Below are 22,195 nucleotides of genomic sequence, written 5' to 3'. Positions count from 1 at the left end.
CTCAGGACTCCAGGCCGGGGAGGGTGTCCTGGTCCACCTCGTGGCGGCGGGTGCGGATGTCGGGGGCCGGGGGGTGGAGCTTGGCGTCGCAGGTGGGTCCCAGTCCCGTGCGGCGGGAGTCCGCTCCGGTCAGCGGACGGCCGCAGAGGCGGCAGCGGACGAGGCGCCGCGACGCGCCGGGGGCGGAATCGACCGCGATTGCCAGGTGTTCTTCACTCATGTTGTCATCTACGCCTTAGTCTCGACGAGGAGCTCCCCCCATGAGTCTGTACGACATCCCGCTGAAGAACCTGGCCGGTGAGCCGGTCTCCCTGGCCGACTACCGGGACAAGGCCGTGCTGGTCGTGAACGTGGCGTCCAAGTGCGGTCTCACCCCGCAGTACGAGGGGCTGGAGCGGCTGCAGAAGGCGTACGGGGAGCGCGGGCTCACCGTGGTCGGCGTGCCCTGCAACCAGTTCCTCGGCCAGGAGCCCGGTTCGGCGGAGGAGATCCAGAGCTTCTGCTCGACGACGTACGGCGTCACCTTCCCCCTGCTGGAGAAGACCGAGGTCAACGGCGACGGCCGGCACCCGCTCTACACCGAGCTGACCCGGGTCGCGGACGCGGACGGCGAGGCCGGCGACGTGCAGTGGAACTTCGAGAAGTTCCTGATCTCCGCCGACGGCACCGTCACCCGCTTCCGTCCGCGCACCGAGCCGGAGGCCGCCGAGGTCGTCGCGGCGATCGAGGCGCTCCTCGTCTGAGGCCCTCCGCGGCCTTCGCGGGGGTGGTGCCCGGCCACGGCCCGGCACCACCCCTGGGGTACGATCATCGGGTTCCGCACACGGCGACCGGAGGAGGTGGGTTCCATCCGCACGACGCAGGCAGGATGCTCCCCCTCGACAGCCGTTCCGGCGGTCCGCTCGTAGCGGTGGTTCGGTCGTAGTGGCCGAGGGAGCCTCCTCATGGCTTCCCGGAAGGTCTTTCATGACGCTCGACCCCTCTGTCTCCCTCCGTTCCTCCACCGTCTCCCGACTCCGCGCCGTGGGCTGCGTGTTCGCCGAGGACGAGGCGGAACTCCTCTTCTCCGCGGCCCGTGACGCCGCCGAGCTCGACGTCCTCGTCGAGCGGCGCGCGACCGGCCTCCCCCTGGAACACGTCGTCGGCTGGGCGGACTTCGCCGGCCTGCGGATCATCGTCGAGCCGGGCGTGTTCGTGCCCCGGCGGCGCACCGAGTTCCTCGTCGAGCGGGCGGTGGCGCTGGCCGCGCCCGGCGCGCTCTGCGTCGACCTGTGCTGCGGCTCGGGCGCGGCCGGCGCGGTGCTCCTCTCGGCGGTGCCGGACGCCCGGGTGTACGCGGCGGACATCGAGCCCGCGGCGGTGGCGTGCGCGCGCCGCAACATCGAGCCGCGCGGGGGCCTGGTCCTCGGCGGCGACCTCTTCGCCCCGCTGCCGGCGGAGCTGCGCGGCCGGGTCGAGGTGCTGGTCGCCAACGTGCCGTACGTCCCGACCGAGGAGGTCGGGCTGCTGCCGCCCGAGGCCCGCGACCACGAACCCCTCGTCGCGCTCGACGGCGGTCCCGACGGGCTCGACGTGCTGCGCCGGGTGGCGGCCGAGGCGCCGCGGTGGCTGGCGCCGGGCGGGCACCTGCTGGTCGAGACGAGCGAGCGGCAGACCGTCGCGGCGGCCGAGACCGTCGCCGCGCACGGCCTGACGCCCCGGTTCGTCTCCTGCGAGGAGCGGTACGCGACCGTGCTCGTCGCGACCCGGCCGGTCTAGGGCCTGTCGTCGAACTCCCGTCGTCGCCCGAAGGGCGGCCCCGAGCCCGGTCGTGTGGTCCCGGGCGGTTCCTCCGGGCCGGGCGGCTCAGCGGCCGAAGGTGTCGATGCCCTCGACCAGCCAGGTCCCGTCGCGGTGGACGACGTCCACGGCGAACATCGCTCCCGCGTAGACCCCCTGGTCCTGGGCCTTGGCGTCCTTGCCTCCCTTGGCGTCCTTCGTCCCCGCGGTGCTGACGCTGCTCTGGTCGGCGTAGACGAGGACCCGGGCGCGGTCGCCGTCGATCCGCTCGACCGCGCTGTCGGTGACCGTCGTGGTGATCACCGGCTTCTGTTCGGCGGCCCGGGCGAGCACCCCGGCGAACAGGGCCCGGTGCTGTTCGACGGCCTTGCCGGTGAGGAGGACCTTCCCGACCCGGTCGAAGGCGGCCGCGTCGGTGTGGTCGTAGGAGAAGAGGGCGGCGACGGCCTCGGCCGTCCGGCCCTTGATCTCGCTGGTGCGGGCCGGGTCGGTGAGGGCCGTGTTCGCGCGGGCCGGGTCGGCCCGCAGCTCGCCCGCCCTGCTGTGCGCCCACCCCGCGAAGCCGCCGAGCAGCAGCGTCAGGACGCACAGGACGAGGAGCGAGAGGCGGTGCCGGGGCCTCTTCGCCGCGGGTTCCCCGGCCGGTTCACGCTCCGGTGCCTCCGCCCTGTCCGGTACGGGCTTCGCCGCCGTTCGCCGTCGCGTCCGCGGCTCGGGTCCGGTCAGGAGGCCCACCGGGGTTCCGGCGTCGGGGGCCGTCTGGTCGGCGCGGGCCCGGCGGCGGCGCTGGTGGTCGATGTGGTGGCGGGGCGTCGGCATCGTGCGGTGTCCTTTCGGTGCGGGTGACTCGCGCGGGCTGTCGGTGCGGCCCGGTCAGCCGGACGCCGTGCCGCCCACGGGGGCCTGCCCCAGTCCGCTGAGCTTCCACCGGCCGTCGGCGCGGGTGAGTTCGCCCAGCATGCGGCTGTCCTTCTCGGTGCTTTTGCTGTCGGGTGTCGTGACGGTGACCCGGAGGGCGACGAGCAGCCGGGCCCGACCCGAGCGGTCGTCGAGCTCGGTGACGGCGCCGGAGAGCACCCGGGCCGTCGTCACCGTCTTCGCCGCCTTCACCTGACCCGCGAACTCGTCGCGTCCGTCGACGAGTTGCTCGTGCAGTTCGCCGGTCGTGGAGGACTCCCACAGGTCGAGCCCCTCGTCCACCTTCCGGTGGTCGAGCGTGTTGAGGTTCTGCACGGCCTGCTCCCCCGCCGCGAGCGCCCGGTCGCGCTCCGCGGCGTACCCGGCGGAGTCGTCGTGGGCCGCGGCGTACCAGCCCTGGCCGGTCCAGGCCGCGAAGCCGCCCGCGACCAGGGTGAGCACGAGGGCCACGAGCAGGACCGGCCGGGTGCCGGCCGCCGTGCGGACCGCGCGAGTCATGCGGTGCTCCCGTCTCCCGCTCAACGTCAGCGGGCCTTGATGTCGGTGATCTGCCACCGGTCGTCCTGGAACCGGGCGGTGACGGTCAGCTGGGCCGCCGCCGAGGTGGCGGGCCCCTTGTCCCGCCGTGAGACCTGGTCCAGGAAGACGAGGAGGCGGGCGGTGTCGCCGTGGAGCTCGATCACGCCGGTGCGGACGGCCTGGGTGGAGAGGGTGACGCGCTGCTGGACCAGGCTCTTGCGGACCTGGGCGAACAGGTCGCTGTACTGGCGGGCCGCGCGGCCCGCCAGGAAGGTCTCGGCCGAGCGCTCGGCGGCGTCGGAGCTGGTGGGCGTGTAGGAGAAGATCCGGGCCAGGCCCTCGCTGACGTCCCCGCCGACCCGGTGGGTGGCGGCGGTGTCGATGAGTGCCTGGTTCCGCGCCGAGGGGGTGGAGCGGAGTTGGTGGGCGCCGTGGAAGAACGCTCCTCCGGCGAGGAGGAGGGCCGTGACGGCCACGGGCACGACCGCCTTCCTGAGACGGGCGGCGGGGCGGCGGAGAGGACGGGTGGGCTCGCTCTCCGGGTCGGACGCGGCCTCGGCCTCGGTGTCGGTCGCGGCCTCGGCCTCGGTGCCGGTCGCGGCCTCGGTGCCGGTCTCGTCGTCCGTGTTCTCGTCGTCCGTCTCGAGCTCGGTCTCGCTGTCGTTCAGGAGTGTCACTCGTCCTCCTCGGCTCCGGCGACGGGGACCGCGCTGAGCGCCGCCACCCTCCAGGTGTGCTCGCCGGTGCGGGTCAGCACGGCTTCCAGGCGCTTGCGGTCGGAGGTGGCCGCGCCTCCCGCGGGGGTGACGTCCACGCTCACGGTCGCGATGAGCTTCGCCGTACCGGCGCGGGCGTCGAGGGCGGTGAGCGCCGCCTCGGTGACCGTGGCCCGGGCGGAGGCGCCCACCGCGGGCTCGGTGCGGGCCAGTTCGGTGCGGAGCGCGCCGGTGGAGGCATCGCGCCAGGCGGCGATGCCCGCCTCGGCACGCTCGCGGGTGGAGGCGTCGAGGGTGTTCAGGACGGTGAGGCGCTGCCGGCCCTCGGCGAGGGCGGTGTCCCGTTCGCGGGCGAAGGCGAGCTCCTGGTCGGCGCGGGCCTGGGCGTAGCTCCAGGCTCCGGTGGAGCAGAAGCCGAGGGCGACCGCGAGGGCGGCCGCGGAGAGGACCCGGGCCCGCCTCATCGCCCGCTCCCGGTGCCGAGGCCCAGGAGTCCGGCCATGTCGGTGGGGCCGTCGGTCCCGCCGGGCAGGCCGAGGGCGCCCGGCAGCCAGGGCTTCCCCGCGTGGTTCGTCGCGTCCGGGAGGAGGGGGCGGGCGGGGGCGGGCGCGGCGTCGCCCTTGGGCGCGTGGGCGGAGCCGCGGACGTTGACGCCGGACGCGGCCGGGCTGGTGCAGGCCGCGCCGGTGTTGAGGGCGGGCGCGGTGCCGAGGTCGAGGCCGTTGCGGTAGCGGGTACCGCCGTAACCGGTGGTGCAGGGAAGCGGCTTGAAGAAGGTGACGGCCATGCCGATGTTGAGGCGTCCGCCGTCGACGGCGGTGGCTCCGGCCGAGACGGCGGCGGGGTACTTCACGAGCAGTTCCTCGATGCCGCGCTGCCGGGTGAGGGCGAGTTCCGAGGTGGTGAGGAGGTTGGCGAGGACGACACCGAGGCTCGGGTCGACGTCGTTCAGGAGGCCGCTGACCTGGCCCGCCGCGTCGGGCGTGACGGCGAGCAGCTTGCGCAGGTCGGCGTCGGAGCTCTTGAGGGTGGTGGCGAGTGCGCGGGCGCCGGAGGCGAAGTCGCGGATGGCGCGGCTCTCGTCGGCCTGGGTGCGCAGCACGACCTCGCCGTCCCGGATGAGGCGGGTGGTGACCGGCAGGGCGTCGTCGGCGGCCTGGACGAAGGCGCTGCCGCTGTCGAGCAGGACCTGGAGGTCGTCGCCGTGTCCCTCGAAGGCCTTGCCGAGTTCGTCGACGACGGTGCGGAGGGAGTCCAGGGGGACGGAGCGGGTGAGGCTGTCCATGCTGGTGAGCACGTCGGTGACCGGGGCGGGCACCTGGGTGTCGGACTGGTCGATGCGGGCGCCGTCGGCGAGGAAGGGGCCGCCGTCGCTGTCGGGGCGCAGGTCGATGTACTGCTCGCCGACGGCGGAGAGTCCGGCGACGACGGCTCGCGCGTCGGCGGGGATCCTGGGGGCCGACTTCTTGATGCGCAGTTCGGCGACGACGCCGTCGGCGGTGAGGTCGATGGCGCCGACGCGGCCCACGGAGACGCCCCGGTAGGTGACGTCGGAGTGGGGGAACAGCCCTCCCGTGCGGGCGAGGTGGACCCGGACGGTGTAGTGGTCGGCGACCCCGGCGTAGCGGCCGAGGTCCGCGTAGCGGACGCCGACGAAGCCGAGGACGGTGACGGCGATGACGAGGAACGCGAGGTTCTTCAGCCGTACGGTACGGGTGATCACCGGGGGTCGCCTCCGTCCTTCGGGGTGGTGCCCGGTCCGGTCGGGGGGGCCGTCCGGACCGGGGGCAGGGGAAGGGGCGACTCGGCGCCCCGGGCGGTGGGGTCGGTGCGGCGGAGCGGTCCGGCGGGTGCGACCGGGTCCGTCGGGGAGGGCGTGGGGCCCGCGGTGGGGGTGGGGGCGGCCTCGGGGACGAGGGGCGGGATCACCTCGGTCCCGGGTTGCGCCGCGAGGTGCAGATAGGTGTTGAGGTAGTCGCCCTTCACGCCCTTGAGCACCTCGTCGGTGAACGGGTACGTCAGCAGGACCTGGAGCGATCCGGGCAGATCGGCGCCGGCGTCCGCGAGGGCGGTGAGGGTCGGGGCGAGGGCCTTGAGGTCGGCGACCATGTCCTTCTTGCTCGCCTCGACGGTGGTGACGGCGACGCCGGAGAGGGTGTCGAGGGCGCGGAGCATGGTGATCAGCGAGCCCCGCTGGTTCTCCAGGGTCTTCAGGCCGGGCGAGAGGTCGGTGAGGACGGTGCCCACGTCCTTCTTGCGGCCGGCGAGGGTGGTGGAGAGCCGGTTGAGGCCGTCGAGGGCGCGGGTGATGTCGCCGCGGTGCGCGTCCAGGTTCGTCACCAGGGTGTCGACCCGCTTGAGCATGGAGCGGACCTGGGGTTCGCGTCCGCCGAGCGCCGCGTTGAGTTCGCGGGTGATGGTCTTGAGCTGGTTGACGCCGCCGCCGTTGAGGAGCAGGGAGAGGGCGCCGAACACCTCCTCGACCTCGGTGTTGCGGCTGGTGCGGGCGAGCGGGATGACCGCGCCGTCGGCGAGCCGGTCGCCGGTCTCCCGGCGGGCGGCGGCCTGCCGGACGCCGGGGCGGGCTGCGGTGTCGCCGGAGGCCGGGGCGACGAGCTGGACGTACTTCTCGCCGAGGAGGCTGGACTGCTCGACGCGCGCGCCGGTGTCGGCCGGCAGCCGCACCTCGCCGTTGATCTTCAGGGTGACGCGGGCGGACCAGGTGGCGGGGTCGAGTTCGATGGCGGTGACGCGGCCGACGGCGACGTCGTTGACCTTGACCGCGGCCTGCGGCACGAGGCTGAGGACGTCGGCGATCTCGGCGGTGACGGTGTAGGGGTGGTCGCCGAGGTCGGCGCCGCCGGGCAGCGGCAGGTCCTCGATGCCGTCGAACCGCACGGGGATCGCGGGGACGGCGCCGAGGGCGACGGCCAGGCCGAGGCCGAGGGCGACCGCGCCGGCGGCTCCGGCGCCGACGGCGCGTCCCGAGGGGAGGCGGGGGCGTCTCACCGGTCCTCCTCTCCGGGGCTCGCGGGGGCGGTGGGGCCCGCCGGGGGCCCGCCGGCCGCGGAGTCCCCGGAGACGGGCAGCGGGAGCGGCGGGCCGCCCAGGCTGATCTCGTTGAGGTTGGCGCGGCCGTCGATGGTGCGGGTGTCGGGGTCGTAGGCGTTGACGAGGTTGCCGGCGGCGAGCGGGCCGACGTCGAGGGCTTCGGCGAGGGAGGCGCGCTGGTCGACGAGGGTCCGGGTGAGGGGAACGAGCCGGTCGACGTTCTTCTTCAGCTCGCCGCGGTTGTCCTTGATGAAGGTCTTCACCTGGGCGAGCGCCGTGCCGAGTTCCTTGAGGGCGCCGGCGAGGTCGTCCTTGTTCTCGGCGAAGAAGCCGACCACCTCGTCCAGGCGTTCCTGGGCGGTGCGGACGTCGCCGTCCTTCTCCTTGAGCATGGTGGTGAAGCTCTGGAGGTGCCCGAGGGTGGCGAAGAGCGCCTCGCTGTTGCCGTCGAGGGTCTTGGCGGCCTTGCCGAAGCGTTCGAGGGAGCCGCCGATGGCCTCGCCGTTGCCCTTGAGGTTCTTCGCGCCGGTGTCGAGGAGCTCGGAGAGGGCGCCGGAGGAGTTGGCGCCGTCGGGGCCGAGCGCCGTGCCGAGCTCCGTGATGGAGGCGTAGAGCTGGTCGATCTCGACGGGGGTGCGGTTGCGGGAGGCGGGGAGTTCGGCGCCGTCGTCGAGGGCGCGGCCCGAGGTGTAGGCGGGGGCGAGCTGCACGTACCGGTCGGCGACGATGCTCGGGGCGACGACGACGGCGCGGGCGTCGGCGGGGACGAGGACGCCTTCGTCGAGGCGGAGGTCGACGCGTACCCGGGTGCCCTGCGGCTCCACGGTCTCGACCTCGCCGACGCGGACGCCGAGGACGCGCAGGTCCGATCCGGCGTAGATGCCGACGGCCCGGTCGAAGTAGGCGGTGACGCGGATGCCCTCCTCGTCGAGGGCGCGGACGGCGACGAGCCCGCAGGCGGCGAGCACGGCGAGCGTGATCCCCGCGGCGAGGGGTTTCCTGGTCCTGGTCATGACGCACCGTTCCCCTTCGCCGCCGGCTTCGGCTTCGGCGGCATGCATCCGGTCTTGGGCTGGGAGCCCTCGGGCAGGTAGCGGCGCGGCACGACGCCGCAGAGGTAGCTGTCGAACCAGCGCCCGTTGCCGAGCGTGTTGCCGACGAGCCGGTAGTAGGGGCCGATCAGCGCGAGGGTCTTGTCGAGCTGACCGCTGTTCTTCTCCAGGACTCCGGTGACCCGGCCGAGGGCCTTCAGGGTGGGGCCGAGCTGCCGGTGGTTGTCGCCGACGAGGCCGCTGAGTTCGGTGGAGAGGGCCCTGCTGCCCTTGAGGAGGGCGCGGATGGCGTCGCGGCGCTTGCTGAGCTCGCCGAGGAGGGAGCCGCCGTCCTCCAGGAGCAGTTCGAAGCTGGACTTCTTGTCCTTGAGGGTCTTGGTGAACCGCTCGCCGTTCTTGAGGAGCCGGGCGAGTTCGGTGTCGCGCTTGGAGACGGACCTCGACAGCGCGGAGAGGCCGTCGGCGGCGCTGCGGACGTGCGGCGGCGAGTTCTCGAAGGTGTCCGAGATGGTGCGGAAGCTCTCGGCGAGCTTGCCGGTGTCGAGGTCGTCGATGGTGCCGCTGAGGTCCTGGAACGCCTGGGTCACGTCGTACGGGGAGGTGGTGCGTGCCAGCGGGATGCGGGTCCCGGGGTCCTGGCGGGCGGTGCCCAGCGGGTCGAGGGCCAGGTACTTCTCGCCGAGGAGGGTCTTGACGGCGATGGCGGCGGTGGAGCGGTCGCCGACCCAGGCGTCGCCGACCTCGAAGGTCACCGCGACCTTGGCGCCGTCCAGGGCGACGCGGGTGACCTCGCCGACCTTGACGCCGGCGACGCGGACCTCGTCGCCGGCCTCGAGTCCGGCGGCCTCGGAGAAGTCGGCGCTGTAGGTGGTGTCGCCGCCGACGAGGGGGAGCCGCTCGACGTTGTACGCGAGGGCGGCCAGGAGGCCGAGGAGGAGCAGTCCGACGAGGGCGACGGAGATCGGGTTGCGTTCCTTGACGGGCTTGAGGAGGGGGGTCATCCGCGGCACCTCGGTTCGGTCACGGCGATGCCGGTCGGCGGCTTCGAGCCGTCGGACGTCTTCACGCCGGTCACGCGCGCCTCGCACAGGTAGAGGTTGAACCAGGAGCCGTACGACGAGAGGCGGGCGAGGGCGGTCAGCTTGTCGGGGGTGCGGTCGAGGAACCGCTCGATGGCCGGGATGTCGGCGCCGAGGGTGCCCGAGAGCCGGCCGAGTTCGCGGATGTCCTTCTTGAGGGGGGCGCGGGCGTCGTGGAAGAGCCCGGCGGTGGTGGTGGTCAGGGCGCCCATGGCCTGGACGGCCTCGCCGAGGGGCTTGCGGTCGGTGTCGAAGCCGGTGACGAGTTTCTGGAGGGTGACGACGAGGTCCTCGAAGCCGGCCTCGCGGTCGTTGAGGGTGGTGAGGACGGTGTTGAGGTGGGTGACGACGTCGCCGATGACCTTGTCCTTGGCCGCGACGGTCTTGGTCAGCGAGCCGATGTGGCGGAGCAGGCTGTCGACGGTGCCGCTCTCGCCCTGGAGGACCTGGACGAGCGAGCCGGCGAGGTCGTTGACGTCGGCGGGCGACAGGCCCTCGAAGAGCGGTTTGAAGCCGTTGAAGAGCAGGGTCAGGTCGAGGGCGGGGGTGGTGCGGTCGAGCGGGATGGTCTCGCCGTCGCCGAGGGTGCCGGTCACGTCGCCGCTGCCCCGGCCCAGCGCGACGTACCGCCGGCCGACCATGTCGAGGTACTTCACCCCGGCGGTGGCGGAGCGGGGCAGGGTGCGGTCCTCGCGGACGGTGAAGGTGACCTGGGCGGTGCGCCGTTCGACGACGCGGACGTCGGTGACCTCGCCGACCTTGACTCCGGCGACGCGCACCGAGTCGCCGGCGACGAGGCCGGTGACGTCGGTGAAGAGCGCCTTGTAGGTGCGGGTGTCGGAGCCGACGCCGGTGTTGGCGATGCTGAAGCCGAGCACGGTGGTGGCGAGCGCGGTGACCAGGACGAAGGCGAGGGACTTGAGGACGGTGCCGGTCAGTCCGCGGCGCCGGGTGTGGGTCTGCTTCGCTCTCATCGGAGGGTCACCTCCGCTCCCCGGAAGGCGGGGCCGGCGAGCAGGCTGCTCCAGTCCGGCAGGGCTTCGGCCCTCGGGGCTGCGCCCGGGGCGAGGAGTTCGGTGACGAGGTCGTTCTCCTGCGGGGTGTTGGCGGGGCCGAGGTCCTGGTCGGCCGCGGCGGAGGCGCGGGCGGCGGGTGCGGCGGGGACGCCGAGGTAGGGCACGGGGTGGCAGCGGGGGCCGCCGCCGGAGCCGTACCGGGGGGTGTCGTGTCCCGGTCGGTACGCGCCGCGCGAGGGCACGGTGGTGACGTTGACGTGCAGTCCCGGCCGGTCGGTGCCCTTGCCGAGCGCCTTGTCCATGGCGGGCACGAACTGGGCGAGGGTGCGCAGGGTGCAGGGGAAGGAGGAGGAGTACTCGGCGAGGAGTTCCAGGGTGGGGCGGCTCGTGGCGCTGAGCCGGATGATCGTGTCCTTGTTCCTGCGGAGGAAGGCGGTGAGGTCCTGGGCGGTGCGGGTGGTGGCGCCGAGGGTGCCGGAGAGGGCCGCCTCCTGTGCGGCGAGGGTGCCGCTGGTGGTGGTGAAGTCGGTGAGCGCGGTGACGATGTCCGGGGCGACGTCCGCGTAGAGGTGGCTGACCTTCACGAGTTCCTTGAGGTCCCTGGTGAGACCGGGCAGTTGGGGGTTGAACTTCTTGAGGTGGCTGTCGAGCCGGGCGAGGGTGTCGCCGAGTTTGTCGCCGCGTCCTTCGAGGGCCTGCGAGACGGCCGACAGGGTGGCGGACAGCTTCTGCGGCTGGACGGCGGTGAGCAGGGGCAGGACGTTGTCGAGGACCTGCTGGAGTTCGATGGCGTTGCCGGAGCGGTCCTCGGGGATGACGGCGCCGGGGCCGAGTCGCCGCGCGGAGGGGTTCGCGGGCGGGACGAGGGCGACGAACCGCTCGCCGAAGAGCGTGGTGGGCAGCATCTGGGCGCGGACGTCGGAGGGGACGTGGTCCAGGGCGCCGGGGCGCAGGGCGAGGGTGAGGCGGGCGCCGGTGCCGGTGGCGTCGATGGCGCGGACCTCGCCGACGACGACGCCGCGGAGCTTGACCTCGGCGCCGAGGTGCATCTCGTTGCCGACGCTGCCGGTCTCGACGACGACCGGGTCGGAGTCGGTGAACTTCTTGTCGTAGACGGCGACCGCCAGCCAGGCGAGCAGGGCGGGCACCAGCAGGAAGACGACGCCGGCGGAGCGGCGGCGCAGGGTCTGGCCTCGTGGAGCGTTCATCTCACCCCGCCACCTTCACGGTCGTGGTCGCGCCCCAGAGGGCCAGGGACAGGAAGAAGTCGGTGACGCTGATGAGCACGATGGCGTTGCGCACGGACCGGCCGACGGCGATGCCGACGCCGGCGGGGCCGCCGGAGGCGCGGAAGCCGTAGTAGCAGTGGGCCACGATCACCATCACGCTGAAGATCAGCACCTTCAGCATCGACAGCAGGACGTCCGTCGGTGACAGGAACAGGTTGAAGTAGTGGTCGTACGTGCCCTGGGACTGGCCGTTGAAGAGGACGGTCACGGTGCGGGAGGCCAGGTAGGAGGAGAGCAGGCCGACCGCGTAGAGGGGCACGATGGCGACGACGCCCGCGATGATGCGGGTGGTGACGAGGTACGGCATGGAGCGGATGCCCATGCCTTCGAGGGCGTCGACCTCCTCGTTGATGCGCATGGCGCCGAGCTGGGCGGTGAAGCCGGCGCCGACGGTCGCGGAGAGGGCGAGGCCGGCGACGAGCGGGGCGATCTCGCGGGTGTTGAAGTAGGCGGAGACGAAGCCGGTGAAGGCGGCGGTGCCGATCTGATCGAGGGCGGCGTGGCCCTGGAGGCCGACGACGGTCCCGGTGAAGAGCGTCATCGCGATCATGACTCCGACGGTGCCGCCGACGACGCCGAGGCCGCCGGAGCCGAAGGCGACCTCGGCGAGGAGCCGCTGCACCTCCTTGAGGTAGCGGCGCAGGGTCCTGGGGACCCAGAGCAGGGCTCTCACGTAGAAGAGGAGCTGGTCGCCGGAGCGGTCGAGCCAGGCGAGCGGGGAGGCCATCGTCTCAGCCTCCCTTCGGCGGGACGATCTGGAGGTAGAGGCCGGTCAGCACCATGTTCACGAAGAAGAGGAGCATGAAGGTGATGACGACGGCCTGGTTGACGGCGTCGCCGACGCCCTTGGGGCCGCCGCGGGGGTTGAGCCCCCGGTAGGCGGCGACGATGCCGGCGATGAACCCGAAGATCAGCGACTTGAGTTCGCTGATGTACAGGTCGGGGAGCTGGGCGAGGGCGGAGAAGCTGGAGAGGTAGGCGCCGGGGGTGCCGCCCTGGAGGACGATGTTGAAGAAGTAGCCGCCGAGGGTGCCGACGACGGAGACCATGCCGTTGAGGAGGACGGCGACGGCCATGGTGGCGAGGACGCGGGGGACGACGAGCCGCTGGATCGGCGAGACGCCCATGACCTCCATGGCGTCGAGCTCCTCGCGGATCTTGCGGGAGCCGAGGTCGGCGCAGATCGCGGAGCCGGCGGCGCCGGAGATGAGGAGGGCGACGATGAGCGGGCTGGCCTGCTGGATGACGGCGAGCACGCTGGCGCCACCGGTGAACGACTGGGCTCCCAACTGCTGGGTGAGCGAGCCGACCTGAAGGGCAATCACGGCGCCGAAGGGGATGGAGACGAGGGCCGCCGGGAGGATGGTGACGCTCGCGACGAACCAGAACTGCTCGACGAACTCGCGGAGTTGGAAGGGCCTGCGGAAGACGGCCCGGCTCACCTCGGCGGCGAGGGCGAAGAGGCGGCCGGTCTGCCGCAGCGCGCCGCCGATCACGAGCCGCTCCCGGCGGCGGGTATCGGGACGGTCCGCGCGGTGGCCTGCCCCGCGTAGGTGGCCTCGATGGCGGCGCGGGCGGCGGGCGGCAGCGTGTCCAGCATGCCGAGGACGCGCTTGCGGCGGCGGGTGACGGCCGCGCGCGGAGGCAGCCCGGGCGAGGGCTCCAGCTGCGGGACGATGACCCGGGTGCCGGTCCCACCGGCGGGGGCCCGGTCGGCCTCGGCGGCGAGGGTGGCGGCGTCCTTCTCCTCCGACATGCCGATGGGGCCTTCGCGGCGGCCGGCGAGGAACTGGGTGACGACCGGTTCGTCGCTGGTGAGGAGCACCTCGCGGGGGCCGAAGGTGACGAGGTTCCGCCGGAAGAACATCCCCATGTTGTCGGGGACGGTGGCGGCGATGTCGAGGTTGTGGGTGACGATCAGCATCGTCGCGTCGATCCGCGCGTTGAGGTCGATCAGAAGCTGTGAGAGGTACGCGGTGCGGACCGGGTCGAGGCCGGAGTCGGGCTCGTCGCACAGCACGATCTGCGGGTCGAGGACGAGCGCGCGGGCGAGGCCGGCGCGCTTGCGCATGCCGCCGCTGATCTCGCCGGGCAGCTTCCCCTCGGCGCCGAGCAGGCCGACGAGTTCGATGCGCTCCATGACGATGCGCCGGATCTCGGACTCGCGCTTCCGGGTGTGCTCGCGGAGCGGGAAGGCGATGTTGTCGAAGAGCGTCATCGAGCCGAAGAGGGCGCCGTCCTGGAACATGAGGCCGAAGAGCTTCCGGGTCTCGTAGATGTCCCGCTCGGGGCTGCCGACCATGTCGACGCCGTTGATGAGGACGCGGCCCCGCTGGGGTTTGAGCAGCCCTATGAGCGATTTCAGGAAGACGGTCTTTCCGGTACCGGAAGGGCCGAGCATGACGCTCACCTCTCCGGCCGGCAAGGTCAGCGACACGTCCTGCCAGATGTTCTGCTTGCCGAAGGACATGGTCAGCCCCTCAACGACTACTTCGATTCCCATCCCACCTCCAGCAGGCGTGCGTGACACGTGCGCCGCGGGCGCACGGTAGGCCGTTCTGGATCACCCGGACAATAGCTCTGGCGCAAAATCATTGATCCGCTTCCGCGTTTGTCACAGCGGAGACAAAACCGGGAGGAACATTTGTCTCCGCCGCGACAGATGGGTGCGCCGACCTGCGGCTGAGCGTCGACTCCCGGGAACGCTACGGCTCGGTAACCTCGGGGGGCAATACCGGATCCGGAGTTTTCGCGGAACAGGCACCATCGGAGGCCCGCTTATCAGCCGGGAGACAATTCCGTGAGAGCGCTTGTCACGCCGGGGAGAATTCGCGTGAAGCGGCCGGCGGAACCCCGCCCCGACCTCGCCTGATCGATCAGAATTGTCGACATTACGCACGCGGGAACCAAGCGCATTCTCGCCACCGCTCACCCTCTTGACAGGCATTGAGCCGTCTTCAAAGAATCATGGTTCACGCCATTGTTCGGCTAAGTTTCCCGCAAGTAACGTCTGGTTTCACGGCGGAACGACGGCCGGCCGGGCCGGCCGTTCACGGATCCGCCACGGCACCCCCACCGAAGCACCCTCTGCCGGTCAATCCCCAAGGAGAGTCCCAGAGCCATGAAGAAGTCGATCAGAAACCTGGCCGTCGTCGCGGGAGGCGCCTCCGCCGCCTTCGCCCTCACCGTCAGCCCCGCCTCCGCGGTGCCCTCGACGGTCTGGACCGTCACCCCGAACCCGGCGAACATCACCGCGGTCAACAGCGGCAACATCGTCCTCAGCGTCAACGGCATCGCCATGACGTGTACGAAGTCGAACGGCGCGGGCACGGGAGCGAGCACCACCGGCAACCCGGCCACCGTGGGCAAGATCAACTCCATCGCCTTCGGTGCCACCGGTGCTCCCTGCACCAGCGTGCTGGGTCCGGTGACCACGGTCCCGACCGTTCCCTGGACGATCGTGGCGCAGGACTACACCGCCGCGACCGGTGTCACCAAGGGCTACGTCGGCAACGTCGACGCCAAGGTGACGGTCGGCGCCTGCGTCTTCCGCGTCACCGGCAAGGCGTCCTCGACGTACACCAACTCGACGGGCGCGCTGGCCGTCAACAGCCTGGCGGGCGAGCTCACCGTCGTCTCGTCGACCGGTTGCGGTGCGGCCGTGCCGGTGGGCGCCAAGCCGACCTTCAAGGGCACCTACCTCTTCAAGGTGGGCACCACGATCCCGAAGATCGTCGGCTCGAACCCGTAAGGGACCAGGAACCCGCGTCCGTCCGGCCGGCCCCCGGCCGGGCGGACGCGGGGCTGTCCGCTCCCCCGCACACCAGCCGCCCCCAGGAGCCTCCGCGCCGTGAAGAAGCCGCTCACCCAGCTCGCCGCCGTCGCCGCCGCGGCCGCGCTCGCCCTCACGGCGGCCCCGGCCTCCGCGGCGCCCTCCACGGTCTGGACCGTCAGCCCGTCCCCGGGCGGGATCACCGCGGTGAACAGCGGGAACGCCGTCCTCATGATCGAGCTCGTCCAGGGCAACGGCATCGCGGTCACCTGCTCCCGTACGGCCCTCTCCGGCGGTCTGCGGAACGCCACCGGCAACCCGGCGGCCGTCGGCGCCGTCGACACCTTCTCCCTCGGCGCCCCGGGCGCGTCCTGCACCAGCGTCCTCGGCCGCGTGACGTTCGCCCCGGCCGCCCTGCCCTGGCCCGTCGTCGCCGAGGACCACCACGCGTCCACCGGCACGACGAAGGGACACCTCGCCGGCGTCGACCTCCAGGGCACCGTCGGCGCCTGCGTCTTCCGCGTCCGGGGGCGACTGCCCCTCTCCTACACCAACGCGACCGGCAGGCTGACCCTCGCCTCCGCCACAGGCGACCTGACCGTGGTGTCGCAGACCGGCTGCGGTGCCGCGGCACCGGTCGGCGCCGGCCTGATCGTCAGGGCGGACCACCTCGTCAGGGCGACGGGCACCGCGCTCGCGCCCACGATCGTCGGCAGCCATCCGTGAGCCCCCGCGCCCGCACGTACCCCGCGTTCGCGAACGACCCCGAGCGGAGCACCCGATGAGTCGCCCACGGCCCACCCCCCGCCCCTCCCGCGCGCGCGTGCGCGGCGCGACGATCGCCGCGTTCGTGGCACTCGCCCCGCTGCTCCCGGCGGCTGCCGTCGCCCTGGAGACCCTGAAGGTCGACACGGCCCTGCCCTACGTCTGCGCCCTGCCCTCGGGACAGCAGCCGGCGACGGTACGGATCACGGCGGCCTTCCCCGAACGGGCGGCCGTGGGCGAGGAGATCCGGCCCACCGACGTCACCACGAGCGTGGAGCTCCCGGCGGCGGCCGTGGCCGACCTCACGGCGCTGAAGGCCGCCACCGTACGGGCGGAGACCCGGCTCACCGTCGGCGTGACCCAGAACGAGCAGCGCGCGGAAGCGACATGGAGCGGCACGGCCCAGCCCGTGGACGTGCCCGCCGAAGGCCCGCTCACCCTGACGACGACCGGTGACGTGCCGATCCTGACGACGGACACCGCCGGCGACCTGACCCTCGCCGCCGGGGGGATCGCGGTCGATCTCGCCCCCTCCACCGCCGACGGCGCGGCGACCGTGCCCGCCTCCCTGGCCGTCACCTGCGTCCCCCACCCGGACGCCCAGGACCGTACGCGGCTCGCCACGGTCCCGGTCGGCACCGGCCCCGGCACCGGGGAGCCGAGCACCGCTCCCCCGACGACGGGCCTCCCGTCCCCCTCCGGCTCCTCCCCGACGTCGCCGTCCCCCTCCTCCGGACTCCCCCTGCCGTCGCTCCCGGTCGACCCGATCGCCCCTCCGCCGCCCACACTCACCGGCGAGGCGAGCGGAACGCCGAGCGCCGGCCCCCAGGCGGACGCCGGACCGGCCGACGCCACCGAGGAGACGCCCGGACCTCCGGCACCCCGCCCGGACGCGCCCCCGTGCGTGACCGAGAAGCCGACGCCCGTCTCCCTGTCGGCGTACATCACCGGCTACACCAACGTGCGCAAGCTGAACGGCGCCTCGCTCCTCCCGGCGACCTGCATGCTGATCGAGCAGGGCGACATGCAGATACCGACCACCCCTCCGCCGGAGGGCGAGTTCCACTTCACCAACCTCTCCCTCGGGAACCTCTCCCACCAGGGACGCAAGCAGACGCCGCCCTTCACCTCCACCTTCCTGACCTTCGACTTCCAGCCCGTCACGGCGACCATGGTCCTGGAGCAGACGGGACCCGTCACGATCGACACCCTGGTCCGCGTCGTCTTCGCCTCCGGCGACAACTTCCTGGAGAACACGGTCAGGGCCCCGCTCGTCCTGCGGGTCCTGGACGTGAAGGTGGACGGCGTCCCGCTGGACGTGGGCCCCTCGTGCCGGACGGCGGCGCCGCTCTCCTCGCCCGAGCCCGACCCCGTCAAGTACCCCGGGGACCACCTGGTGCTGCTGGGGCTGGGGAAGATCCCCTTCGGGCTGCCCGCCGAGGGGTACGTCCTGACCGGCGGCGGCCCCCTCACCGGGGAGGCGACCATCCCCGCCTTCACGGGCTGCGGCTCCGGCGGCGAGAACTTCGACCGGCTCCTCACCGCCGCCATCTCCGGCCCCGGAAACCACATCAAGCAGGTCCAGGGCCAGACCTGTTCCGTGGGCGTCGAGGTCCCGCCCCCGGACCAGTGCACCAAGGACCGCCAGCCGCTCGTCGTGCCCGAACCCGAGCGCTGATCCCCCCACCCGACGGCTGCTCCCGCGCGGCCCGAGGGCCGATCCCCCGTACCCCCGCTCCGCCCCCTCCGACGAAAGGCACCCCGCCATGCCCCGTATCACCGCCCGCGCCAAGCTGGCCACCGTCTCCGCACTGACCGCGCTCGGCGCCTTCGCCTCCATGGGCACGGCGACCGCGGCCGCCCCGGTCCTGAACGGCGGCTGGGGACCGTCCACCCGCTGCCCCGTCGACGCCACCCCGATGATCACCACCGACGGGCTCGACACCTCCCCCCAGTGCATCGTCTCCTACTCGCTCAGCGGCTCCATCAAGCTCGGCAACACGACGGTGACCACCGGGAAGACCAACCTCCAGATGGGCGTCGTGCAGAACGCCGACGGCACCAACTCGGTCGTCGGACCCGCCGGCGGCGCGCTCATCGCCGACTCCGCCACCGTCCCCGGCGGGCTGATGGGCCTGATGTGTCCGAGCGACATCCCCTTCATCACCAACATCTGCCGGCAGCTGTCGGACGGCAAGCTCAACAAGATCACCGCCACCATGGAGTCGGTCGGCACCCCCTCGAACTTCGACCAGATCGCGGGCGTCCTCACCGACCAGCCGATCGTGACCCTCCCGGTCCGCATCCGGCTGCAGAACCCGTTCCTCGGCGACAACTGCTACATCGGCACCAAGGCCAACCCGATCCTGCTCCGCCCGAAGAACCTCGACTCGCCCGCGTTCGGCGTCACCCGCTTCGACGGCGACGGCACCGCGAACGAGGAAGGCGACATGAGCCGCATCGACCTCCTCGGCTCGACCCAGTACGACGACAGCTTCGCCGTCCCCGGCGCCACCGGCTGCGGCCTCGGCCTCCTCGGCATCATCGACGCGGCCGTCAACCTCAAGACCGGCCTGCCCTCCGCCGCCGGCAAGAACAAGCTCACGCTCAACAACACCCAGACCTTCCTGACCGGCCTCTTCGCCCCCGGCGTCCTCGCCCCCGACGCCGGCAAGGTCTTCTCGCGGAACTGGCACTCGGCCGTCAACTAACGGCCACCCAGGGGTGAATACCGGCCGACTCGGCCGCGTACGCCCCGGCGGGAGACATGAACCTTGCTCAAGTTGTGTACAGCACACAGCAGTTGTCCTAGCTTTCAGCAGTCCACATCGGTACGTACCTGACGGCTCCCGCGGCGCCCGCCCCTCCCGGACGGGCGCCGCGGCGCCGCTCCCCCCACCGGTCACGTAGCAGAGCAAGGGATCGGTAACCATGCCCTCCACCGCACAGTCACCGGAGCTCGGTGAGCCGCTCGATCCACTGCCCCGCGAGTTCGCCGCCCTGATGAGACCGGAGATCCCGGGCCTCACCAAGGAGATCGGCGTGGAGATCGAGCGTGCCTACCCCGTGTACGCCCGGCTCTTCAACGGGCCCCACTCGGACGCGATCCGCCAGGGCGTGGAACAGGCCCTGGCGGCCTTCGTGGACCGCGTCGACCGCCCCGGCGCGAAGCCCGCCCTCCGCGACGAACTGCTGCGCCAGTTCGGGCGGGTGGAGGCGTACGAGGGGCGGGACCTCGACACGTTACAAGGCGCCTACCGCCTCGGCGCCCGCATCGCCCTGCGCCGGGCCAAGAGCATCGGGCGCACCTACAACCTCTCCCCCACGCTGATCCTGGCCTTCGCCGACGCCCTCTTCGCGTACGTGGACGAGCTGGAGACGCTCTCCCGGGAGGGGTACCTCGCCGTGCAGAGCCGCGCGGTCACGGATGTCGCCGCGCTCCGCAGGAAGCTGCTCCACCTCGTCGTCGCCGGACCGCCGCTGCCCCGCGCGACCATCGCCGAACTCTGCCAGGAGGCGTCCTGGCAGCTCCCCGCCGAGTGCACCCTGGTCGCGCTGCGGCCGCCGGCCACCGGCGTCCTCCAGGCGCGGCTCGACCGGGACGTGCTCGCCGACCTCAGCCCGCCCCATCCCCATCTGCTCGTCCCCGGCGCGCTGACCGCCGAGCGCCGGGCGATGCTCGACGCCGCGCTGTCCGGGACGCCCTCGGTCCTGGGGCTGACCGTGGCGACCCCGCAGGCCGCGCACTCGCTGCGCTGGGCCCGGCGGGTCCTCCAGCTGGTCGACGACGGCATCGTGCCGGACGCCTCGGCGGTGCTCTGCGAGGACCATCTGACGACCCTGTGGCTGCTCTCCGACCCCGCCCTGATCGACCAGCTCGCCCGGCGCGAACTGGCCCCGCTCGACGGGCTCTCCGGCACCCGGCGGGAGCGGCTGATCGAGACCCTGCGCGTGCACGTCTCCACCCGTGCCCCCGCCGAGCAGGTCGGCGAGCTGCTCGGCGTGCACGCCCAGACCGTCCGCTACCGGCTGCGGAACCTCGACAACCACTTCGGCGACCGGCTCCTGGACCCGGACCACCGCTTCGCCCTGGAGGCGGCGCTGCGCTCGCTCCACCTCCACGGCCGCACCCACACGGACTGAGCCCGCAGGGGCAGGGCCGCCGCCCAGGAGCGCCGCGGGGCCGGGCCGCCGCCGACGAGCACCGCGGGCCCGGCCCGGGCGGCAGCACTCCCCTAGAACTCCCTGGGGACGAGCCGGCAGCGGGCCGGGCCCGCCGCCTGGAGGGTGATCGCGGGCGCCACCGGCACCTCCTGGTCCACCGCCTCGAAGCCGTGGCGCTGGAGGATCATCGCGAGCGCGGTCACCGACTCCAGCATCGAGAAGTGCTGGCCGATGCAGGCCCGCGGCCCGCCGCCGAAGGGGAACCAGGCGTAGCGGGGCCGCCCGGCCTCCGCCTCGGGCGTGAAGCGGTCCGGGTCGAAGCGCTCGGCGTCCTCCCAGTAGGCCGGGTGGCGGTGGGTCACCCACGGGGCCACGATGACGTCGGCGCCGGCCGGGATCGCGACCCCGCCGACCGTGGTGGCGGCGACGGCCCGGCGGCCGATGACCGGCGCGGCCGGGAAGAGCCGCATGGCCTCCTTCAGGACCCGCGTCACGTACGGCAGGGCGTCGAGGTCGGCGGCGCCGGGGGCGCGTCCGGCGAGGACCCGGTCGACCTCCTCGTGGGCGCGGCGCTGCGCCTCCGGGTGACGGGCGAGGAGGTGGAGGGCGAAGCCGATCGAGGTGGCGGTGGTCTCGTGTCCCGCGAGCAGGAAGACGAGTACCTGCTCGCGCAGTTCGGTGGCGGAGAAGGCGCCGTCCTCGGCGCTCTCGGCCGCCATGAGCAGACTGAGCAGGTCGTCGCCGTCCGTGTCGGTCCGCCCGGCGGCCTTCCGCTCGGCGATGATCCGGTCGCACTCCTCGTAGAGCGCACGGTGGAGGGCGGCGGCGCGGCGGTTGCCGGGGGTGGGCCACTCGCGGGGCACGCTGACCGGGGAGTAGCCGCGGCGGAGCACGTACGAGCCGACGCCGGGGAAGCAGCGCTCGACGACCTCCACGGCGGAGTCCACGTCGGTGCCGAAGAGGATGCGGGCGACGGCGCGCAGGGCGAGCCGGGTCGACTCGTGGAGGACGTCGACGGTGGTGTGGCCGGCCTTCTCCCACTCGGTGGTGAGGGTGGCGACCTCGGTGGCGATGGCGTCGGCGTAGCCGTCGACGCGGCGCTTGGTGAAGAGCGGCTGGACGAGTCGGCGCTGGCGCAGGTAGTCGTCGTCCTGGCTGGTGAGCAGGCCGTTGCCGAAGGAGTCGCGGATCTCCTGGTAGAAGGCGTTGTCCTTGCGGAAGTTGACGGACTCGCCGGCGAGGACCTGCTGGGCTCCCTCCGCGGAGAAGACGGCGTAGACGTGGGCGCGGACGCCGGGCGGTCCCGCGCTGATGCGGACGACGTCGCCGTGTTCGCTGCGGGCCCGCAGGAAGGTGCCGAGCGAGTCGTTCTTCAGGTCGAACATCGAGCCGATGACGGGCAGTCCGGTGAGGACGGGTGCTTCGGTGACGGCTTCGGCGGCCATGTGGCTTCCCCCTTGATCGCGACGGCACGGCGATTCTCCCGCAGGAGGTGACCGGAGGGTAGCTTCCGTGTACGGGCCGTCCGGATCCGGCCCGTCGGCCTGGTCCGGGGGATTGTCAGTGGTGTCTGGGAGGCTCGTCCCATGGACGAGGAAGAGGTGGGCGGGCGCCCCCGGATGACCCTTCAGCTGACGATCGACTGCGCGGATCCGGCGCGGCTGGTGCCGTTCTGGGCGGAGGCGCTGCGGTACGTGCCGGAGCCGCCGCCCGGCGGGCACGCGAGCTGGCGCGCGTACTGGGCGTCGACGGGGGTGCCGGAGGAGGAGCTGGGCGACGGGGCGGGGGACCTGCCGGAGTCGCTGGTGGACCCGGAGGGTGTCGGGCCGCGGGTGTGGTTCCAGCAGGTCCCGGAGCCGAAGACGGTGAAGAACCGGGTCCATCTGGACCTGAAGGTCGGCGGTGGACGCGGGGTGCCGCTCGCGGTGCGCCGGGCGCGGGTCGACGGGGAGGTGGCCCGGCTGACCGCGCTCGGCGCGACCGTGCTGCGCACGATGGACGAGCCGCACGGGATGGACTACTACGCGGTGGTGCTCCAGGACCCGGAGGGGAACGAGTTCTGCGTGGTCTGACGG

Annotated in this window: 23 protein-coding genes; 8 read left to right on the top strand and 15 right to left on the bottom strand. The window is 72.7% G+C overall.

The genetic code is table 11. The features are described from left to right. Nucleotide 1 precedes the first annotated feature (1 nt). Nucleotides 2–220: a DUF6011 domain-containing protein gene (locus tag ACFYT9_RS20115; RefSeq protein WP_376602867.1), complete on the bottom strand. Its 219-nt coding sequence runs from the start codon at nucleotides 218–220 to the stop codon at nucleotides 2–4. Nucleotides 221–260: 40 nt separating this feature from the next. On the opposite strand from ACFYT9_RS20115, the gene ACFYT9_RS20110 reads away from it, so the two are divergent. Together ACFYT9_RS20110 and ACFYT9_RS20105 are read left to right on the top strand one after the other, a co-directional pair. Then, nucleotides 261–743 (top strand): glutathione peroxidase, encoded by a 483-nt coding sequence (locus ACFYT9_RS20110; protein WP_376602866.1) that lies wholly within the window; start codon nucleotides 261–263, stop codon nucleotides 741–743. A gap of 223 nt (nucleotides 744–966) precedes the next feature. Further along, nucleotides 967–1,758 (top strand): putative protein N(5)-glutamine methyltransferase, encoded by a 792-nt coding sequence (locus ACFYT9_RS20105; protein ID WP_387270234.1) that lies wholly within the window; start codon nucleotides 967–969, stop codon nucleotides 1,756–1,758. 87 nt (nucleotides 1,759–1,845) lie between these two features. Here ACFYT9_RS20105 and ACFYT9_RS20100 read toward each other — a convergent pair whose 3' ends face one another. From ACFYT9_RS20100 to ACFYT9_RS20040, 13 genes are read right to left on the bottom strand one after another with little or no spacing between them, the layout of a single operon-like run. Then, on the bottom strand, nucleotides 1,846–2,598 hold the full coding sequence (locus ACFYT9_RS20100; protein WP_389165610.1) for a hypothetical protein: 753 nt from the start codon (nucleotides 2,596–2,598) through the stop codon (nucleotides 1,846–1,848). A 54-nt stretch (nucleotides 2,599–2,652) separates the two neighbouring features. Further along, on the bottom strand, nucleotides 2,653–3,195 hold the full coding sequence (locus ACFYT9_RS20095) for a nuclear transport factor 2 family protein (protein ID WP_389165608.1): 543 nt from the start codon (nucleotides 3,193–3,195) through the stop codon (nucleotides 2,653–2,655). A 26-nt stretch (nucleotides 3,196–3,221) separates the two neighbouring features. Next, on the bottom strand, nucleotides 3,222–3,893 hold the full coding sequence (locus ACFYT9_RS20090) for a hypothetical protein (protein WP_389165605.1): 672 nt from the start codon (nucleotides 3,891–3,893) through the stop codon (nucleotides 3,222–3,224). After that, nucleotides 3,890–4,396, bottom strand: coding sequence for a hypothetical protein (locus tag ACFYT9_RS20085; RefSeq protein WP_387270231.1), 507 nt, complete (start codon nucleotides 4,394–4,396; stop codon nucleotides 3,890–3,892). Before ACFYT9_RS20085 ends, ACFYT9_RS20090 begins: the two co-directional genes overlap by 4 nt. Continuing rightward, nucleotides 4,393–5,655: an MCE family protein gene (locus ACFYT9_RS20080; RefSeq protein ID WP_389165602.1), complete on the bottom strand. Its 1,263-nt coding sequence runs from the start codon at nucleotides 5,653–5,655 to the stop codon at nucleotides 4,393–4,395. Before ACFYT9_RS20080 ends, ACFYT9_RS20085 begins: the two co-directional genes overlap by 4 nt. Then, nucleotides 5,652–6,941, bottom strand: coding sequence for an MCE family protein (locus ACFYT9_RS20075; RefSeq protein WP_389165599.1), 1,290 nt, complete (start codon nucleotides 6,939–6,941; stop codon nucleotides 5,652–5,654). Before ACFYT9_RS20075 ends, ACFYT9_RS20080 begins: the two co-directional genes overlap by 4 nt. Then, nucleotides 6,938–7,996, bottom strand: coding sequence for an MCE family protein (locus ACFYT9_RS20070; RefSeq protein WP_389165596.1), 1,059 nt, complete (start codon nucleotides 7,994–7,996; stop codon nucleotides 6,938–6,940). The genes ACFYT9_RS20075 and ACFYT9_RS20070 overlap by 4 nt, the downstream gene beginning before the upstream one ends. Further along, nucleotides 7,993–9,036: an MCE family protein gene (locus ACFYT9_RS20065; protein ID WP_376601884.1), complete on the bottom strand. Its 1,044-nt coding sequence runs from the start codon at nucleotides 9,034–9,036 to the stop codon at nucleotides 7,993–7,995. The genes ACFYT9_RS20070 and ACFYT9_RS20065 overlap by 4 nt, the downstream gene beginning before the upstream one ends. After that, nucleotides 9,033–10,088: an MCE family protein gene (locus ACFYT9_RS20060; RefSeq protein WP_389165595.1), complete on the bottom strand. Its 1,056-nt coding sequence runs from the start codon at nucleotides 10,086–10,088 to the stop codon at nucleotides 9,033–9,035. Before ACFYT9_RS20060 ends, ACFYT9_RS20065 begins: the two co-directional genes overlap by 4 nt. Next, nucleotides 10,085–11,338: an MCE family protein gene (locus ACFYT9_RS20055; protein ID WP_389165592.1), complete on the bottom strand. Its 1,254-nt coding sequence runs from the start codon at nucleotides 11,336–11,338 to the stop codon at nucleotides 10,085–10,087. The genes ACFYT9_RS20060 and ACFYT9_RS20055 overlap by 4 nt, the downstream gene beginning before the upstream one ends. A 1-nt stretch (nucleotide 11,339) precedes the next feature. After that, nucleotides 11,340–12,146, bottom strand: coding sequence for an MlaE family ABC transporter permease (locus ACFYT9_RS20050; protein ID WP_376601888.1), 807 nt, complete (start codon nucleotides 12,144–12,146; stop codon nucleotides 11,340–11,342). A gap of 4 nt (nucleotides 12,147–12,150) precedes the next feature. After that, the gene (locus ACFYT9_RS20045; RefSeq protein ID WP_389165590.1) at nucleotides 12,151–12,915 is read right to left on the bottom strand and encodes an MlaE family ABC transporter permease; all 765 of its coding nucleotides are present in this window, start codon (nucleotides 12,913–12,915) and stop codon (nucleotides 12,151–12,153) included. Continuing rightward, a complete protein-coding gene (locus ACFYT9_RS20040; RefSeq protein ID WP_389165588.1) occupies nucleotides 12,912–13,922 on the bottom strand; it encodes an ABC transporter ATP-binding protein in 1,011 nt (336 codons plus the stop codon). Before ACFYT9_RS20040 ends, ACFYT9_RS20045 begins: the two co-directional genes overlap by 4 nt. Nucleotides 13,923–14,540: 618 nt before the next feature. Between ACFYT9_RS20040 and ACFYT9_RS20035 the strand changes: the two genes are divergently transcribed. The 5 genes from ACFYT9_RS20035 to ACFYT9_RS20015 all read left to right on the top strand — a co-directional run bounded on the left by ACFYT9_RS20035 (nucleotide 14,541) and on the right by ACFYT9_RS20015 (nucleotide 20,099). Further along, on the top strand, nucleotides 14,541–15,170 hold the full coding sequence (locus ACFYT9_RS20035) for a hypothetical protein (RefSeq protein ID WP_376601891.1): 630 nt from the start codon (nucleotides 14,541–14,543) through the stop codon (nucleotides 15,168–15,170). A gap of 99 nt (nucleotides 15,171–15,269) precedes the next feature. Further along, entirely contained in the window at nucleotides 15,270–15,917 is a 648-nt protein-coding gene (locus ACFYT9_RS20030; RefSeq protein WP_387270223.1) for a hypothetical protein, read from the top strand. A gap of 55 nt (nucleotides 15,918–15,972) precedes the next feature. Next, nucleotides 15,973–17,634 (top strand): DUF6801 domain-containing protein, encoded by a 1,662-nt coding sequence (locus ACFYT9_RS20025; protein ID WP_389165586.1) that lies wholly within the window; start codon nucleotides 15,973–15,975, stop codon nucleotides 17,632–17,634. Between the two features lie 88 nt (nucleotides 17,635–17,722). Continuing rightward, a complete protein-coding gene (locus ACFYT9_RS20020) occupies nucleotides 17,723–18,667 on the top strand; it encodes a hypothetical protein (protein WP_376598215.1) in 945 nt (314 codons plus the stop codon). Between the two features lie 220 nt (nucleotides 18,668–18,887). Then, nucleotides 18,888–20,099: a helix-turn-helix domain-containing protein gene (locus ACFYT9_RS20015; RefSeq protein ID WP_387270220.1), complete on the top strand. Its 1,212-nt coding sequence runs from the start codon at nucleotides 18,888–18,890 to the stop codon at nucleotides 20,097–20,099. A gap of 92 nt (nucleotides 20,100–20,191) precedes the next feature. On the opposite strand, the gene ACFYT9_RS20010 is transcribed toward ACFYT9_RS20015, so the two are convergent. Beyond that, complete coding sequence (locus tag ACFYT9_RS20010) at nucleotides 20,192–21,565, bottom strand: cytochrome P450 (RefSeq protein WP_387270219.1); 1,374 nt, start codon at nucleotides 21,563–21,565, stop codon at nucleotides 20,192–20,194. A gap of 141 nt (nucleotides 21,566–21,706) precedes the next feature. Between ACFYT9_RS20010 and ACFYT9_RS20005 the strand changes: the two genes are divergently transcribed. After that, nucleotides 21,707–22,192, top strand: a complete 486-nt coding sequence (locus tag ACFYT9_RS20005; RefSeq protein WP_387270218.1) for a VOC family protein — start codon at nucleotides 21,707–21,709, stop codon at nucleotides 22,190–22,192. Nucleotides 22,193–22,195 lie beyond the last annotated feature (3 nt).

The sequence above is a fragment of the Streptomyces sp. NPDC004435 genome (assembly GCF_042873895.1).
In the GTDB taxonomy this organism is placed as follows: domain Bacteria; phylum Actinomycetota; class Actinomycetes; order Streptomycetales; family Streptomycetaceae; genus Streptomyces.
The sequence above is the reverse complement of the archived record's forward strand: the minus strand, read 5'-3'. Positions and strand labels throughout refer to the sequence as shown.

Excerpts from the sequence above, each read along its gene's own strand:
- ACFYT9_RS20115 (WP_376602867.1), bottom strand. The coding sequence starts at position 220 with ATGAGTGAAGAACACCTGGCAATCGCGGTCGATTCCGCCCCCGGCGCG.
- ACFYT9_RS20110 (WP_376602866.1), top strand. The coding sequence starts at position 261 with ATGAGTCTGTACGACATCCCGCTGAAGAACCTGGCCGGTGAGCCGGTC.
- ACFYT9_RS20105 (WP_387270234.1), top strand. The coding sequence starts at position 967 with ATGACGCTCGACCCCTCTGTCTCCCTCCGTTCCTCCACCGTCTCCCGA.
- ACFYT9_RS20100 (WP_389165610.1), bottom strand. The coding sequence starts at position 2,598 with ATGCCGACGCCCCGCCACCACATCGACCACCAGCGCCGCCGCCGGGCC.
- ACFYT9_RS20095 (WP_389165608.1), bottom strand. The coding sequence starts at position 3,195 with ATGACTCGCGCGGTCCGCACGGCGGCCGGCACCCGGCCGGTCCTGCTC.
- ACFYT9_RS20085 (WP_387270231.1), bottom strand. The coding sequence starts at position 4,396 with ATGAGGCGGGCCCGGGTCCTCTCCGCGGCCGCCCTCGCGGTCGCCCTC.
- ACFYT9_RS20070 (WP_389165596.1), bottom strand. The coding sequence starts at position 7,996 with ATGACCAGGACCAGGAAACCCCTCGCCGCGGGGATCACGCTCGCCGTG.
- ACFYT9_RS20065 (WP_376601884.1), bottom strand. The coding sequence starts at position 9,036 with ATGACCCCCCTCCTCAAGCCCGTCAAGGAACGCAACCCGATCTCCGTC.
- ACFYT9_RS20060 (WP_389165595.1), bottom strand. The coding sequence starts at position 10,088 with ATGAGAGCGAAGCAGACCCACACCCGGCGCCGCGGACTGACCGGCACC.
- ACFYT9_RS20055 (WP_389165592.1), bottom strand. The coding sequence starts at position 11,338 with ATGAACGCTCCACGAGGCCAGACCCTGCGCCGCCGCTCCGCCGGCGTC.
- ACFYT9_RS20050 (WP_376601888.1), bottom strand. The coding sequence starts at position 12,146 with ATGGCCTCCCCGCTCGCCTGGCTCGACCGCTCCGGCGACCAGCTCCTC.
- ACFYT9_RS20040 (WP_389165588.1), bottom strand. The coding sequence starts at position 13,922 with ATGGGAATCGAAGTAGTCGTTGAGGGGCTGACCATGTCCTTCGGCAAG.
- ACFYT9_RS20035 (WP_376601891.1), top strand. The coding sequence starts at position 14,541 with ATGAAGAAGTCGATCAGAAACCTGGCCGTCGTCGCGGGAGGCGCCTCC.
- ACFYT9_RS20025 (WP_389165586.1), top strand. The coding sequence starts at position 15,973 with ATGAGTCGCCCACGGCCCACCCCCCGCCCCTCCCGCGCGCGCGTGCGC.
- ACFYT9_RS20020 (WP_376598215.1), top strand. The coding sequence starts at position 17,723 with ATGCCCCGTATCACCGCCCGCGCCAAGCTGGCCACCGTCTCCGCACTG.
- ACFYT9_RS20015 (WP_387270220.1), top strand. The coding sequence starts at position 18,888 with ATGCCCTCCACCGCACAGTCACCGGAGCTCGGTGAGCCGCTCGATCCA.
- ACFYT9_RS20010 (WP_387270219.1), bottom strand. The coding sequence starts at position 21,565 with ATGGCCGCCGAAGCCGTCACCGAAGCACCCGTCCTCACCGGACTGCCC.
- ACFYT9_RS20005 (WP_387270218.1), top strand. The coding sequence starts at position 21,707 with ATGGACGAGGAAGAGGTGGGCGGGCGCCCCCGGATGACCCTTCAGCTG.